The organism is Paenibacillus eucommiae (assembly GCF_017874215.1).
GTDB lineage: Bacteria > Bacillota > Bacilli > Paenibacillales > NBRC-103111 > Paenibacillus_AI > Paenibacillus_AI eucommiae.
The window spans coordinates 50,841-65,282 of record NZ_JAGGLB010000036.1; the positions used below are offsets into that span (position 1 = coordinate 50,841).

At 50.1% G+C, this 14,442-nt stretch carries 9 protein-coding genes; all 9 read left to right on the forward strand.

Translation table 11 applies throughout. The features are described 5' to 3' along the window. The first annotated feature begins 244 nt into the window (after window positions 1-244). The 9 genes from J2Z66_RS34830 to J2Z66_RS34870 all read left to right on the forward strand — a co-directional run bounded on the left by J2Z66_RS34830 (window position 245) and on the right by J2Z66_RS34870 (window position 14,124). Window positions 245-2,278: a GSU2086 family protein gene (locus J2Z66_RS34830; RefSeq protein WP_209977392.1), complete on the forward strand. Its 2,034-nt coding sequence runs from the start codon at window positions 245-247 to the stop codon at window positions 2,276-2,278. Between the two features lie 111 nt (window positions 2,279-2,389). Next, window positions 2,390-3,688, forward strand: coding sequence for an alpha-glucosidase/alpha-galactosidase (locus J2Z66_RS34835; protein ID WP_209977393.1), 1,299 nt, complete (start codon window positions 2,390-2,392; stop codon window positions 3,686-3,688). A 100-nt stretch (window positions 3,689-3,788) separates the two neighbouring features. Beyond that, a complete protein-coding gene (locus J2Z66_RS34840) occupies window positions 3,789-4,994 on the forward strand; it encodes an ROK family protein (RefSeq protein WP_209977394.1) in 1,206 nt (401 codons plus the stop codon). 51 nt (window positions 4,995-5,045) lie between these two features. Further along, complete coding sequence (locus J2Z66_RS34845; RefSeq protein ID WP_209977395.1) at window positions 5,046-6,035, forward strand: DUF4432 family protein; 990 nt, start codon at window positions 5,046-5,048, stop codon at window positions 6,033-6,035. A gap of 127 nt (window positions 6,036-6,162) precedes the next feature. Beyond that, window positions 6,163-9,570 carry an alpha-mannosidase gene (locus J2Z66_RS34850; RefSeq protein WP_209977396.1) on the forward strand — a complete coding sequence of 1,136 codons (3,408 nt, stop codon included), beginning with the start codon at window positions 6,163-6,165 and terminating at the stop codon, window positions 9,568-9,570. A 42-nt stretch (window positions 9,571-9,612) separates the two neighbouring features. Continuing rightward, a complete protein-coding gene (locus J2Z66_RS34855) occupies window positions 9,613-10,674 on the forward strand; it encodes a bifunctional heptose 7-phosphate kinase/heptose 1-phosphate adenyltransferase (protein ID WP_209977397.1) in 1,062 nt (353 codons plus the stop codon). 20 nt (window positions 10,675-10,694) lie between these two features. Beyond that, the gene (locus J2Z66_RS34860) at window positions 10,695-11,669 is read left to right on the forward strand and encodes a dihydrodipicolinate synthase family protein (protein WP_209977398.1); all 975 of its coding nucleotides are present in this window, start codon (window positions 10,695-10,697) and stop codon (window positions 11,667-11,669) included. A gap of 77 nt (window positions 11,670-11,746) precedes the next feature. Further along, complete coding sequence (locus J2Z66_RS34865) at window positions 11,747-13,129, forward strand: polysaccharide deacetylase family protein (RefSeq protein ID WP_209977399.1); 1,383 nt, start codon at window positions 11,747-11,749, stop codon at window positions 13,127-13,129. Next, window positions 13,126-14,124, forward strand: coding sequence for an endonuclease/exonuclease/phosphatase family protein (locus J2Z66_RS34870; protein ID WP_209977400.1), 999 nt, complete (start codon window positions 13,126-13,128; stop codon window positions 14,122-14,124). Before J2Z66_RS34865 ends, J2Z66_RS34870 begins: the two co-directional genes overlap by 4 nt. Window positions 14,125-14,442: the final 318 nt, after the last annotated feature.

Genomic DNA, 14,442 nt, shown 5'->3' on the forward strand with positions numbered 1-14,442 from the left:
TTTTAAGTTGGGTCTGTATCCAAGTTAGTGCTGGACTCCATGGGATAGAGGATAAAGCCGCTATTTGTGACAAATCGGATGATTTGAAAAGCTTACGGACACAGCAGCAATTAATGAGGCATTTTTCCCCTGTTTAAGACTGATTTTGGGCAAATAAAGGATCTCATGTCCGTCAAGCACTAATGTTGGCTTTGAACCGAATTAATTACACACGAATAAATCAACTGGAAGGGAGAAGCTTTCAATGACAAGGCATAAGAGGCTGTCTTTTGCAGCAGTAAAAACTAATTCGGTTTACACCCGAACTAACCTGGTCACGATTAAGAACATGGCCAAACCTATGGATGATGCGTATGAGGAATGGCCGCGGGCTGCAGCTGAATCACAGCGATTTGACGAATTGATTGATTTAATTGTCCAAACGCGGGCAGCGGGCAAGCCGGTTATATGGTCGATGGGAGCGCATGTCATCAAGAACGGCATGTCGCGTTATGTGATCGAAATGGTACGCAGGGGCATTCTGACTCATGTTTCGGGGAACGGGGCGACCAGTATTCATGATTTCGAGCTGGCTTTTCTTGGTGAAACGTCCGAGGATGTGGCCAGGGCTATTGAAGACGGCTCTTTCGGCATGTGGGAAGAAACCGGCAGGTATATGAATGAAGCGATTCAGCAGGGAGTAGACAAATATGGCTATGGCGAAAGTCTGTATCATTATTTGAATCGCCATCCGGAGCGCTTTCCGCATTATGATGACTGTGTATTTGTTCAATGCCAGCGCTCGGGGGTTCCGTATACTTGTCACATATCGATAGGCACAGATATTATTCACCAGCATCCTATCGTTGATTTCGAAGCTCTTGGCCGGGCAAGCGGGCGGGATTTCGATACGATGTGCCAGTCTGTGGCTGAAATGGCTGACGGCGGCGTGTTTTTAAATTTCGGCTCAGCCATATCCGGACCGGAAATTTTCCTCAAGGCGCTGAGCATCTGCCGGAATCAAGGACTGCCGATGTCTCATATTACGGCTGCTAATTTTGATCTGCTGCCGGTCTTCGAGGAGCCTCTTCCCTCGGTGAGTGAAGCGGAGTTTTATTATCGTCCGCGCCGTAATTTCCTTGATCGTCTGAGACAGGTTGGTGGCCAAGGATATTTGTTCCAGGGATTGCACCAAATGACCATCCCTCAATTATTTCATCGTGTACTTAAGCGTAAGCAGGAGCTTGGTATCGAATTTCCCGATTATTCGCGGAAAGAGCGATTGACGGCTCAGGGTGTTACATTGTTTCCTGTCGCCGAACGGCAAGCAGCTCTGCAGGCAGACCATTTGGAGCCCTCTATGCAGTTCTCACAGCAATCCTCACAGCAATCCTCACAGCAGTCTTCTATGAAGCACGACGGTGAAGGACATGTGACTTGGGCAAATGCCGATGACGAGAAGTTCAAGACGTTTGCAGGCTCCATCGCGAAAGCTCATGAGCAAGGCCGAGAAGTGCTTGTATCGCTTGGCGGCAACGTAATTGGCAGCGGCGTATCTCCTGTCATATGCGAGCTGATTGCTGCGGGCTTTATTACCCATCTGGCGCTTAATGGAGCCGGAGCCTTTCAGGATCTCGAATTGGCTGCCTTTGGGCAGACAGAAGAGAGAGACGGTGAATCGCTGGCCAAGGGCAAGCTCGGGATGTGGCGGGAGCCTGGTGAGCTGCTGCATACGGCGTTGCGTGAGGGATACGCTCAGGGACTTGGCTATGGAGAGAGTCTGATTGCCCATATGGCTTCACACGAAGAGTTGTATCCCTACAGCCGCTTCAGTTTATTGCAGGCATGCAGCCGGCATGGAATCCCCTGTACAGTGCATGTTACGATCGGTACTGATGCGATTCAGCAGCATCCTGATGTTGATTTTGCGATTCAAGGTGGTGCCAGCGGCAGAGATTTCCATCTGTATGCCCATACGGTATCCCGTCTGGACGGCGGCGTATTCGCCAATTTCGGCTCAACCGTAACAGGACCGGAGGTGTTCCTGAAGGCGTTGTCTATCGCCCGCAACTTAGGACATATTGTGCAGCAGATTAGTACAGCTAATTTCGATATCGTGAAGCTTGGTGACTATGGACGTAAAGTGGGATACGAGGATTGGGATTACTACTACCGCCCGCGCAAAAACATTATTCATCGTCCAACGAGCCTAGGAGGCACGGGTTACCATTTCGAGGGCTTGCATCAGGAAACGATACCCGCCTTGAGGAATTTGCTGATGCCCGGGAGTGCGAATTAGAAGCTCTAATGAACGAATGAGTAATATTAAGTGAGATTAAGCAGCGATTGTGTGACCAGTAAGCAACGAATAAGCAGCGAATAAGCAGCCATTAAGGGAGGCAATTAACCCATGTCCAAAATTACATTTTTGGGTGCAGGAAGCACCGTATTTGCCAAAAAGATTCTAGGCGATTGTATGCTGATCCCGGCTTTGCAGGAATTCGAAATTGCTTTGTTTGATATTGACCCTGTGCGGCTGAACGATTCGGAGAATATGATGAATAATCTGAAGCATTCCCTGGGCAGCGGGTGCAGAGTCAAGGCTTATTCCGAGAGAAAGGAGGCACTGCGCGGGGCAAAATACGTCATTAACGCCGTCCAGGTTGGCGGGTATGATCCGTGTACGATTACCGACTTTGAAATTCCCAAGCGTTATGGTTTACGTCAGACGATTGGCGATACACTGGGAATCGGCGGCATATTCCGCAATTTGCGGACGATTCCGGTGATGCTTGATTTCGCTGCGGATATGCAGGAAGTTTGTCCTGATGCCTTGTTTTTAAATTACACGAATCCGATGGCTGTATTGACCAATGTAATGCTTACATATGGCGGGGTGAAAGCAGTTGGGCTTTGCCACAGCGTACAGGTATGTGTGCCGAGAGCTTTCGAAAAGCTGGGGATGGATTCCACAGGTGTGCAGTGGAAAATTGCTGGTATCAACCATATGGCCTGGCTGCTTGAAGTAAGCAAGGATGGCGTTGATCTGTATCCGGAAATGAAACGCATCGCGCAGAAGATGCAGCAGGAAAAGCATGATGACATGGTCCGCTTCGAAATGATGTTGAAATTCGGATATTTTGTAACGGAATCCTCGAAGCACTCGGCAGAGTACCATCCGTATTTCATCAAGAAAAGCTATCCTGAACTGATCGAGCGCTATAATATCCCGCTGGACGATTACCCCCGTACCTGCCGCAGTCAAATCGAAGGCTGGGCAACGATGCGTGAAGAGCTTGTAAATAACAAAAAATTGGAGCACCGGCGGACTCATGAATATGCGCCATTAATTTTTGAAGCGATGGAAACTGGCGTACCCGTAAAAATTGGCGGTAACGTGATGAACACTGGCTTGATCCCTAACCTGCCAAAGGAAGCATGTGTGGAAGTGCCCTGCATAGTTGACCGAAATGGCGTACTTCCGACTTATGTCGGGAATTTGCCGCCGCAGTGCGCCGCATTGAACCGTACAAATATCAACACACAGCTGTTAACGATAGAAGCGGCTGTAACCCATAAGAAGGAACACATTTATCATGCCGCGATGCTTGACCCTCATACTGCCGCGGAATTGTCGATGGATGACATCGTATCACTCTGTGATGATATGATCGAAGCGCATGGCGATTGGCTGCCCAGATTTCAATAGGCTCATTTACTCATTTACCCGTGATTACCCTCACGATACAGGCTCTCATTTTCGCTTGTGCCGTCTTTAACAGTTGATGTATGATATACGTATCAATTCAATGATTAAGTTAATGGAGGGTATTCCCATCAATTCAAATAAAATTGCTTATTTACAGCAAGTTAAACAGCAGAACATGGCAGCAATTCTGAAGCAAATCTGGAAGTACGAGCAGGTATCGCGTGTGGAGCTTGTCGATCACACCAGCTTGACCTCGGGCACAATTACGAACCTGACCCATGAGCTGATTGAGCTCAGAGTGATTCGCGAGTATGCATCGGTATCCGGTAATGTAGGGCGCAAAAGAGTTTTGCTCGGTTTTGACCCGGACTATTACCGCATACTTGGCCTGGATATAGGCCGCTCTACATTCGAAATTACGGTAACTGATTTGTGCGGCCGTATCTTGAAAACGGTGGGCCGGGAAATCGCAGATCAGCAGGGGCCTGATGTTTATTTTCGGGAAATTGAGCCTGTTCTGGCTGAAATCAAAGAGCAAATTGAGCAGGCTGGACATCAAATTCTGGGCCTGGGCGTAGGTGTGCCCGGACCGATTGATTATGGCAAGGGTGCGCTGCTCAATCCTCCGAATTTTCCCGGGTGGGGCGGGTTCGAGCTGCAGCAAACGCTAAATGAACGCTTTCAGTTGCTGACCTTGATTGAGGATGACGCACGCACATCAGCTTTGGCAGAGCGTTGGTATGGCATTGGCCGTAATGTGGAGGATCTTGTGTTCATTACAATGGGAATAGGCATCGGGGGCGGTGTCATTTCCAAGGGTGAGATTGTACGTGGAACCAACGGACTATGCGGCCAAGTTGGACATATGACGATTGTGATGGAAGGCAAGGTATGTGATTGCGGGAACCGGGGCTGCTGGGAGCCGATAGGTTCCATTCCCGGCATTCTGAGCCGCTGGTCCGAAGGCAGTACGATGGATGCTTTCAAAGCTGCCGTTGATAGAGGAGAGCCGGAAGCACTGAAGTGTCTGGAAGATACGCTGATTTATTTGGAAACGGCCTTAATTAATGTGTTCAATCTATACGATCCGGAGCTGGTGGTCCTGGGAGGGAGATTATTTCCGTATTTGGCGCCATCCATTTCATCCGTTCAATCGCGGCTGCAGTCAAGGCTCTATGCCTTTGCCAAAGACCGTCTGCGGCTCGAACCGTCTACCTTTGGAGCGTCGCAAAGTGCCGTTGGGGCGACTGCCTTGCTGTTCCGCTATTTGCTGAATGAACCAGTGAAGCTGCTTATTGAAAGGTAGATTTTAAGACAATTCTTTTTGAGGTCAAATTACATAAGGAAGGGGTCGAAAATGGAAAATCATATATACCGTCCGCTGCGCAATTACGGCTGCAGAATTATCGATGATGTCGTCTTCAAGGGGTACCGTTCCCTGCTTCTGGAGAACGAGCGGCTCCTCATCCATTTGCTCCTCGACAAAGGTGGAGAGCCGATTCGTTGGCTGCACAAGCCTACAGATACTGATTTCATCTGGATATCGCAAAAGGGAATCGTCCCTCCCAATGCCTTGTATAGCGAATATGAAATCAGCTATTTGGGAGGGTGGCAGGAGATGTTCCCGGAGGTCAGCTATACCTCCACTTATCGCGGAGCTACGGTGCATCGCGGCGAATCTGCGGTAACGCCATGGGATTACCGGATTATCAAGGACGAACCCGAGGAAATTCAGGTCGTCCTGATCAATCAGATCCGGTCGCTTCCACTTCGTACAGAGAAGCGGATTACGCTGAAAGCTGGCAGTGAAACCGTAAGAATCGATGAAACGGTGTTCAATCTATCCCCTACCACTTCCATGGAAGCCAATTGGGGTCATCACCTTGCTTATGGTCCGCCGTTTCTTACGGAAGAATCCTTCATAACATTGGGAAAAGACGCGACAATTCATCATCCGGAAAGCGGAGAGAGCTGGAATTGGCCTCATATGGAACGGGGTGGAGAAACCCTCGATATCTCGCGAATGCCCGCCCCTGGTACGGAGCGCGACTTGTTGTATGTCCTTACGGAGGACAACTCGTACAGGCTGACAAATCCGCAGCGCGGCACCGCACTTGAAGTACGCTGGGATGGCAGCATCTGGCCGTATTTGTGGTATTGGCAGAACTTCAAGGCTGATCAGGATTATCCGTTTTTTGGCCGTGATTATAATATTGGTTTGGAAATGTTTAATGTTCCGCCAAAGCTGACTTTGGGGGAAGCGGTGGAGCAGAAGCTGGCACTGGTAATACCTCCACTGGGGAGTCTATCGTCATGGCTTGAGTTCGAAGCTATTCATCCCGTCTAATTGGGAAACAATAGGAATTTTTCTTTACAGAAGATAGTGCATCCCTTATAATTAACTTAATCAATAAGTAAAAATACGAAGACATTAATCATTTAATCATTTATATCATTCATTCAGGAGGATTCATATGTTTCTGACCTTTGAGAAAATTGGAAGACGTATTCACGAGCTCGACAATTATCGGTACAGCCACCACTTGAATATTCCCACCTATGAATTCCTGCTGGATGAAGAAGCAGAGGTAGCAGCCATGCCTCCCAGTGATGCGAAGTGGGGAGAAATATCCGTAGGAGAGCGATGGACAGGGTGGGATGTAACCGCCTGGCTCAAGACAGAGGTTGTTATTCCCCAAGCATGGGGCGGTAAAACGGTGCTGGGATTGTTCGATTTTGGCAAAACCGGCGCTGGTCACAATTCCGGCTTCGAATCACTGCTTTACGTCGATGGTCGTCCCTTTCAAGGAGTCGGCAGCAATCATAAGGAAGTTTTTTTCCCGGAAAGCTTGGTTGGACAGAAGATCGAGCTGCTTTTCAAAATATGGAGCGGCTTGAATGGGGACACAGGAGAGAAGACGGTGCTGGAGCACAAAATTGAAATGTCAGCATTGGCTATTCTGGAGAATGACACGGATGATTTGTACCATACAGCTTTGGCCGCGTGGCATACGGTTGATGTTCTAGGCGAGAACAGCTGGGAACGGCAGGCTATAATGAAAGCGCTTGATCGGGCATTCCTGCTGCTGGACTGGAGCACTCCTGGGGACGAAGCTTTCTATGAAAGTATCGTTAAAGCGAATGTGTGCTTAAATGAAGAGCTGGCAGCCCTCCCGAAAAATAATCCGGTAACCGTGCGCTGTATCGGTCATACGCATATCGATGTCGCCTGGTTATGGCGGCTTAAGCATACACGGGAGAAGGCGGCACGCTCGTTTTCTACAGTTTTGCGCTTGATGGAGAAGTACCCTGAATATATATTTCTGCAGACACAGCCTCAGCTTTACGAATATATTGAGCAGGATTATCCGGAGATATTTGCCTCCATTCAGGAGCGGGTCCGCGAGGGACGCTGGGAAGCCGGCGGCGCCATGTGGCTGGAATCGGACTGTAACATCCCGTCGGGGGAATCGCTGGTACGCCAGCTTGTGTATGGGATGCGTTATTTTGAATCCAAGTTTGATGTCAAATGTGAATATTTATGGCTGCCTGATGTGTTTGGCTACAGCTGGGCAATGCCGCAAATTTTGCAAAAGAGCGGCCTGCGCCATTTTATGACGACAAAGATCAGCTGGAACGTATACAACCGATTCCCTCATGATACCTTTTACTGGCGGGGAATTGATGGAACAGAAATTATGACTCATTATATTACTACACCGGATCCAAATGCCAAAGGCGATAAATTCACCAAGTTTTATACGTATAACGGTCAGGTTCTCCCCTCTACGGTAACCGGGATATGGAACAATTATCGCGATAAGGAGATTAATGACGACGAGCTGCTGCTTTCGTACGGATGGGGAGACGGAGGCGGCGGCCCAACCCGCACCATGCTGGAGATGAGAAGGCGGCTGGAGCATATGCCGGGGATTCCGAAAGCAACGACGGGGCGTGCGGATGAATTTTTTAATCAATTGGAGCAAAAAGTAGCGGCGACAGATCGTTATGTGCATCACTGGGACGGAGAGCTTTATTTGGAGCTGCACCGGGGTACTTACACATCACAGGCCTATGTGAAAAGGATGAATCGGCGCATGGAGTTTTTGCTTCGCGATGCCGAAGCGTTGTCCACCTTCAACATGCTGCATAGCGGAAGTGCGTCCTATCCGGAAAAATTGCTTTATGACAGCTGGAAAATTGTACTGCGCAACCAGTTCCATGATATTTTGCCGGGCTCTTCCATTACGGAAGTGTATGAAGACTGCCGGGTGGAATACGCAGAGGCTGAGCAGTTGGCAGTCAATGCATTGGAAAACAGCTTTAACGGACTTGTGTCCGGGATAAGTCAGGAGCCGGGAGGCGGCCTGCTTGTATTTAACTCTTTGCCTTGGGTACGCGACGAGCTGATCGAGCTTCCGTGGGAAGAGCGGTTCGCAGGTTTAACCTGGCGTACAGCCGATGGCAGCCCTCTGCTGGCCGAGCGTCTGAGCAAGGGTGAGGACGGCGAGAAGCTGTGTCTGCTGGTCAAGGATATTCCAGCTTTAGGATATACAACGGTTAGATCTGCTGCCGTGGCACCAAACACCACAGTTGAGGCAGTGACTTCAGCTGAAGCAACAACAGCTACAACAGCTACAGCTGCGTCTACAGCGGCGGAAGTCAGAGATGGAAGTGTATCCACCCCATTCTATGAAATCGAATGGAATGAAGCAGGTCAGATCACGAGACTTTTCGATAAGCGTTCAGAGCGTGAAATACTGGCTGAAGGCGCAATAGCCAACCGATTCGATGTGCATGAGGATAAGCCTGTCCTGCATGATAATTGGGAGATTGATATTTTCTATACGGAGAAGGTCCGTCATGTGACGGATATCCAATCGATTGAAATTGCTGAGAACCATGCCAGTCGCACCGTGATCCGCTTCGAGTGGAAATACGGCAAAACGACCATTTGGCAGGATATGATCCTATATACGCACAACCCGCGCATCGACTTCTCTACACGTGTGGACTGGCAGGAGCGCGAGACGCTGCTTAAGGTAGCCTTTCCAGTGCGCATTCGCGCAGCAGCGGCGACCTACGAGATCCAGTTCGGCCATGTGGAAAGACCCACACACTGGAACACAAGCTGGGATTACGCCCGCTTCGAAACATGTGCGCAAAAATGGGTCGACCTGTCCGAGCGGGGCTGTGGAGTGAGCCTGCTGAACGATTGCAAATATGGACACGACATCAAGGACAACGTCATGCGGCTGACCTTAATTAAGTCGTCGAACAGGCCTGATCCGGAATGCGATCGCGGAGAGCATATATTTACATATGCGCTGCTGCCGCATGAAGGTGACTGGTTCGCCGCTGGCACTGTTCAGCAGGCATATCGGTTGAACGTGCCTGTGATAGCCTTTGCACTGCCAGAAGCAGTGGAGGGAGAAGCAGCGCGTGAAACGGAGTATGGCATAGACCATGAAGCGGAGTTGTCTGGAACTACGGCAGGGAGTACTTCAGGGAGTACTACAGGAAGTACTGTTGGAAGTACTGTTGGAAGTACTGCAGGAAGCATTACAGGGAGTACTTCAGTCGGGGGAAGGCTGCCAGAGGCAGTCAGTTATTTGAGCGTGGAAGGCGATCATGTGATGATCGATACCGTTAAGCGGGCAGAGGATTCGAATGATTGGATTATACGTTGTTATGAGTACGCGGGCAAACGGGGAGCGGTAAGCTTCAACTCGCATTACACCATTACTAAAGTGGATGAAGTCAATCTGGCGGAGCGTGAAGCACAGAGCATGGTACATGAGTCGCACAGCTTTGGTGCCTTCTTCAAGCCTTTTGAGCTGAAAACATTCAGGGTTACGATAGCTGCCCCAGCTTCCCCCTAAGCTTTGGAAATGGCCGGTGCCGGGAAGGGAGAGAATCATTTCATGAAAGACAATCACTACAGCTGGTCTTCCATTCAACAATATTCCGGGTTAACCCGCATGCAAGCAGAGAACATTCTGGAGCGCATTAGCTCATTGAAGGTTGGCATTGTGGGAGATGCTTGCCTGGATCTTTACTGGCATGCTGACATGAAGGTGAGCGAGCTTTCCCGGGAAACACCACACTACAATATGCCTATTGTAAATGAAGCATATTTTCCCGGAGCGGCAGCCAATGTAGCTGTGAATTTTAAGGATTTAGGCTGTGCAGAAGTATATCTTTGTACTGGAATTGGCAGCGACTGGCGGGGAAGCCTGCTGAAGGACACTTTGCAGCTTTTGGGTGTAGACAGCAGATTCGTGCTTACCCAGCCCGGTCGTGTGACGCCAGCTTATTGCAAAACGATACGTCACGGCCTCCAGGATGTGCAGCAGGAGGATTCGCGCATAGATTTTATTAACACCACGGAAATGTCGGCTTTGGCTGTGGAGCAGCTGCTCACGGAATTGGACCAAATGGCGGAAAAGGTCGATGTGATCGCTGCGGCTGATCAGCTGCAGTATGGAATCATTAATGCTGCTGTACGTGAACGTTTGCAATATTGGGCGAGTCAAGGAAAAATGATTGTTGCCGACAGCAGGGAACGGATCGGCTCCTTCCGGGGCCTGGTCGTTAAGCCCAATGAGCTGGAGGCGCTGCGCTGGTACAATGGAAGCTTGGATTTTGGCCAGCCAGCATCTGATGAATTAATCAAGGCGGGCCTCCAGCTTTCCAGAAAAGTTGGGGCAGCCTGCTGCATGACACTGGGGAGCGAAGGCGCACTATGGTGTGAAAATGGGAGCTGTATATTTGTGCCGACAAAGGAGGTACTGCCTCCAGTAGATATTGTGGGGGCGGGAGATACCTTCTCAGCTTGTCTGCTCTCCGCTTTGGGCATAGGCTGCAGCGGGCCTGAGGCCCTTGCTTTCTCCCATCTTGGGGCGGCTGTATCTATCCGCAAGCTCGGCAGGGCGGGAACTGCTGCGCCTCAGGAAATTTTGCAGCGATTCGATGAATGTAAGTAACTAAGAGCAGGGGAAGTGGAGTGTTAGTGACAAGTTCAGGATCAGGGTCAAGATCAGAATCAGGATTAGGGTCGGGGATCGTAGAGGCAGAAAATGTACAAAGGCTTCGTGGTGTTTTTGCTCTGCTGTTAACACCATTCGAATTGGATGGCAGGATCGACTGGGAGGCTTATGACCGTTATGTGGATTGGCAGCTGGCGGCACAGACTCAAGGCTTGTTTGCTGTTTGCGGCAGCAGCGAAATGGGCTGCCTGTCCCTGGAGGAACGGTTGCAGCTGGCTGCAAGAGCTGTGGAGAGAGCGGGAGAAGTGCCCGTTATAGCTACTGCGAATGTAGGGCAGGAGACGGAGAACCATAAGGAAGAGCTGCTTCAACTCGCCGAAACAGGTGTTTCCGGCGTCGTGCTGGTTCCGCCTGAAGGGATGGGGCGGGATCAGAGCCGTCTTGAAGCTTATTTTGCCAGCTTGGCCGATGCATCTCCAATTCCGGTGCTGCTGTACGAATGCCCGATTTATCGTCCCCATCTTGTAGAACCGGACGTTTATGGCAGACTGGTCAAGAACAACGGGATCATCGGCATCAAGGATACCACCTGTACGCTCGAAGGGATTGGAGCCAAGAGGGCTGCAGCTCCCGGGAGCATCGTCTATCAGGCCAATACGCCATATATGCTGGAGTCAATTCGCAGCGGCTGCGGCGGTATAATGGCCATAACCTCAACAGCCGCTGCTGACCTTGTGCTTAAACTCTGGACGCTTGCTTCGGCGGGGGATCAGGATGCAGCAGGAGTGCATGAGCGGCTTGTTTTTCTGGATGCTGTTCTGGGAAATGGCTTCACGGCCTCAGCTAAATATGCAGTCGCACAGCAGGGCATTTCCATGAATGTAACGACGAGAACAGGTAAAAGCCTGAGTGCTTCGGAGGCGCGGGCGATTGATGTGTGGCTTGAGTCCGCTAAAGCTGATCGTAATCAGCGGCTCAGCGCAGGAGGGTGAGCAACTGGGGGAATTGCGTGGAGCTTTTTCAGAAATTTTTTCAGAAATCAGAGTCTAATATTTAGGTGGTGAAAGGTATGGCCAATTTGAAAGTGCTGTTATGGTTTGACGTTGAGGATTACATTACTCCAGAGTCACAGGAAGCTTTGCTGAATCTGTTGAAAATGTTAAATCAGAGAAAAGTAACAGGTATTTTTAAAATTGTCGGGGAAAAAGCCCGCAGGCTGCATGAGGATAACCGGAGCGATATTTTGGCTGAGCTTGTTCATCATGAAGTAGGCTATCATACGGATCTGCACAGCCAGCATCCCGTCATGACGGAGTATTTAGAGCACTATGATTTCAGCGCAGGCGCTGAGGAGTTTGCAGCAAAAGAGCGTGCAGGGCTTGAGGATTTGCAGAGAATTACAGGGATGCCGGTAAAATGCTTTGGCCAACCTGGCTACGCCTGGGCGCCTCAGACTTTTGCAGCTTTGAAGCATTGGGGGGTCCCCGTCTATTTGGATGACCATGATCAGATTTCCTGGGAGGAGAAGCCTTTCTGGTATGGCGGTCTGCTGAATTTTACCGATTTAAAAGGTACGATGCGCATGGCACTGAACGCTGACGGACTGGAGAAAGCCAAGCAGGATTTCGATCAGCTGTATGAGGAGCTGTCAGATGAAGCTGTTGGCTTCATTAGCATTTACTATCATCCATGCGAGTTTGCCTGCCGGAGCTTTTGGGATAAGCATAATTTTGGCCTTGGCCTTCAAACGCCGCGCGAAGAGTGGCAGCCGTCTCCGCTTCGTGCGGAGGGTGAGATGGAATTTTACCTGGAGCGGCTGGGCCAATTTCTCGACTATACGCTTTCCAAGGGAAATGTAGAGTATCTCACATCTGAGCAGGCGTACAATTTGGAAGCTTCCAGCCAGGACGTTCTTGAATCTGCGGATATCCGGGCGCTGGCGGCCCAAGTTGGGAATGAGCTGACCTTCCAGGTGCAGCAGAACCATTCCTTCTCAGCGGCAGAGCTGTTTGCGCTGTTTAGGAGTTATTTGCTTGGGAAAGAGCTGCGGCCAGAATTTCTCTACGGACCTCAGAATGGAACGACCAGCGAGGCTGCTGGCTTGCTCCGGGTTGCGGATATCAAGCAGGCGATTTCTGGCGAGGAGGCGACTGTATTCGGATTCAAGCAGCTTCCTGATTATTTTATCGTGGGTGGTGGGCGCATTAATCCCGTTGATTTGACCTGCACGCTGGCAGCGATTATCGATCGGCAGTTGGCTGATGACGATGAAATCGAGCTGATTCGAGGTGTGCTGAAAGCACAGGAATTCGCTAAAGATAATGAATTATGGGGCCCGCGCTGGGCTATATTTCCGGAGGATTTCGAAGCGCCGAATGTGGTCCGGATGTCTAAGCTGCAGACATGGACGCTTAAGCCCGCACTATTCGCCGAAGAGGAGCGATACGCATGAATGCTGCCATAATGACCTTCAACTTAAGACGGGATACCGATGAAGATGGTGGCAACGCATGGCCTTACAGGAAAAGCCTGGTCACTGATTTGATCGTCCGCCATGATCCGCTGATCATTGGTACCCAGGAGGGGCTGCTTCCCATGCTCACGGACATGGAGCCGAATTTAGCCGGATATGAATGGATCGGTGAAGGACGCTTTGGCGGGCATACGAATGAGTACAATGAAAATGAACATAATGCGATTTTTTATAAAATGGAAGAGCTCCGGGTCCTTGAACACGGCCAGTTCTGGCTATCGGAACGTCCGATGGAGCCTGGCAGCCGGAGCTGGGATACGTCCCATCCGAGGATTTGCACGTGGGCACATTTTCAATCGAAGAGGGACGATAGGGATGATAGGGACGATCCTCTTGAATTTATCGTATATAATACCCACTTGGATTATCGCAGCCAGCAAGCCAGAGAACTGGGGATGGGCCTAATCTGGCAAACGATGCTGGAGCATCGAAGCCAGAAGGCGCTGCCCATGCTGCTTCTTGGGGATTTCAACGCCGAGCCGGACAATGCGGTCATTGCCTGCCTGCAGGGAGCTCAGGAATGGCAGTGGCAAGGGCAAGAGCAGAAGCAAGGGCAGGAGCAGGAGCAGGAGCAGGAGCAGGAGCAGGAGCAGGAGCAGGAGCAGGAGCAAGAGCAGGAGCAAGAGCAAGAGCAGGAGCAAGAGCAGGAGCAAGAGCAGGAGCAAGTGCAAGGGCAAGTGCAGGCTGGAGCTGGGAAGCTGCCAAGGGGCTATATGACGAATGGTTACTCAGCGCTTGAAGGGGAGGTCGGGATCACGTATCACTGCTTTGCAGGAGGGACGGAAGGGCAGCCGATCGATTATATTTTTGCCTCGCCTGAAATCGAGGTACTGGAAACCAGGGTCATCCGTGATATGTATGAGGGGAAGCTGCCGTCGGACCATTATCCAATTTTAGCGCGTGTCAAGATTTAAGATTGAAACAGGGAAAAGACAGTGAAAGTAAGATAAACAAGATAAGCCTTCAATCTCTGCATAGTTGTTGCTTAGCAGAGAGTGGAGGCTATTTTTTTTAGATCGAAGTCAAATTAAGTGCTTGACGAAATAGAGCGAGTTAACCTGTTTGAACGAAGCCGTAACGGACATGAGATCCTTTATTTCACCAAAATGAGGCCATTTCTAAAACATACGGACATCAGATACCTTATTTGCCCAGAATCTGGCTTAAACAAGAGAAAAAAGCCTCTTTAAGGGCTTCTGTGTCCGTAAGCCTTTCAAATCATGCGATTTTAT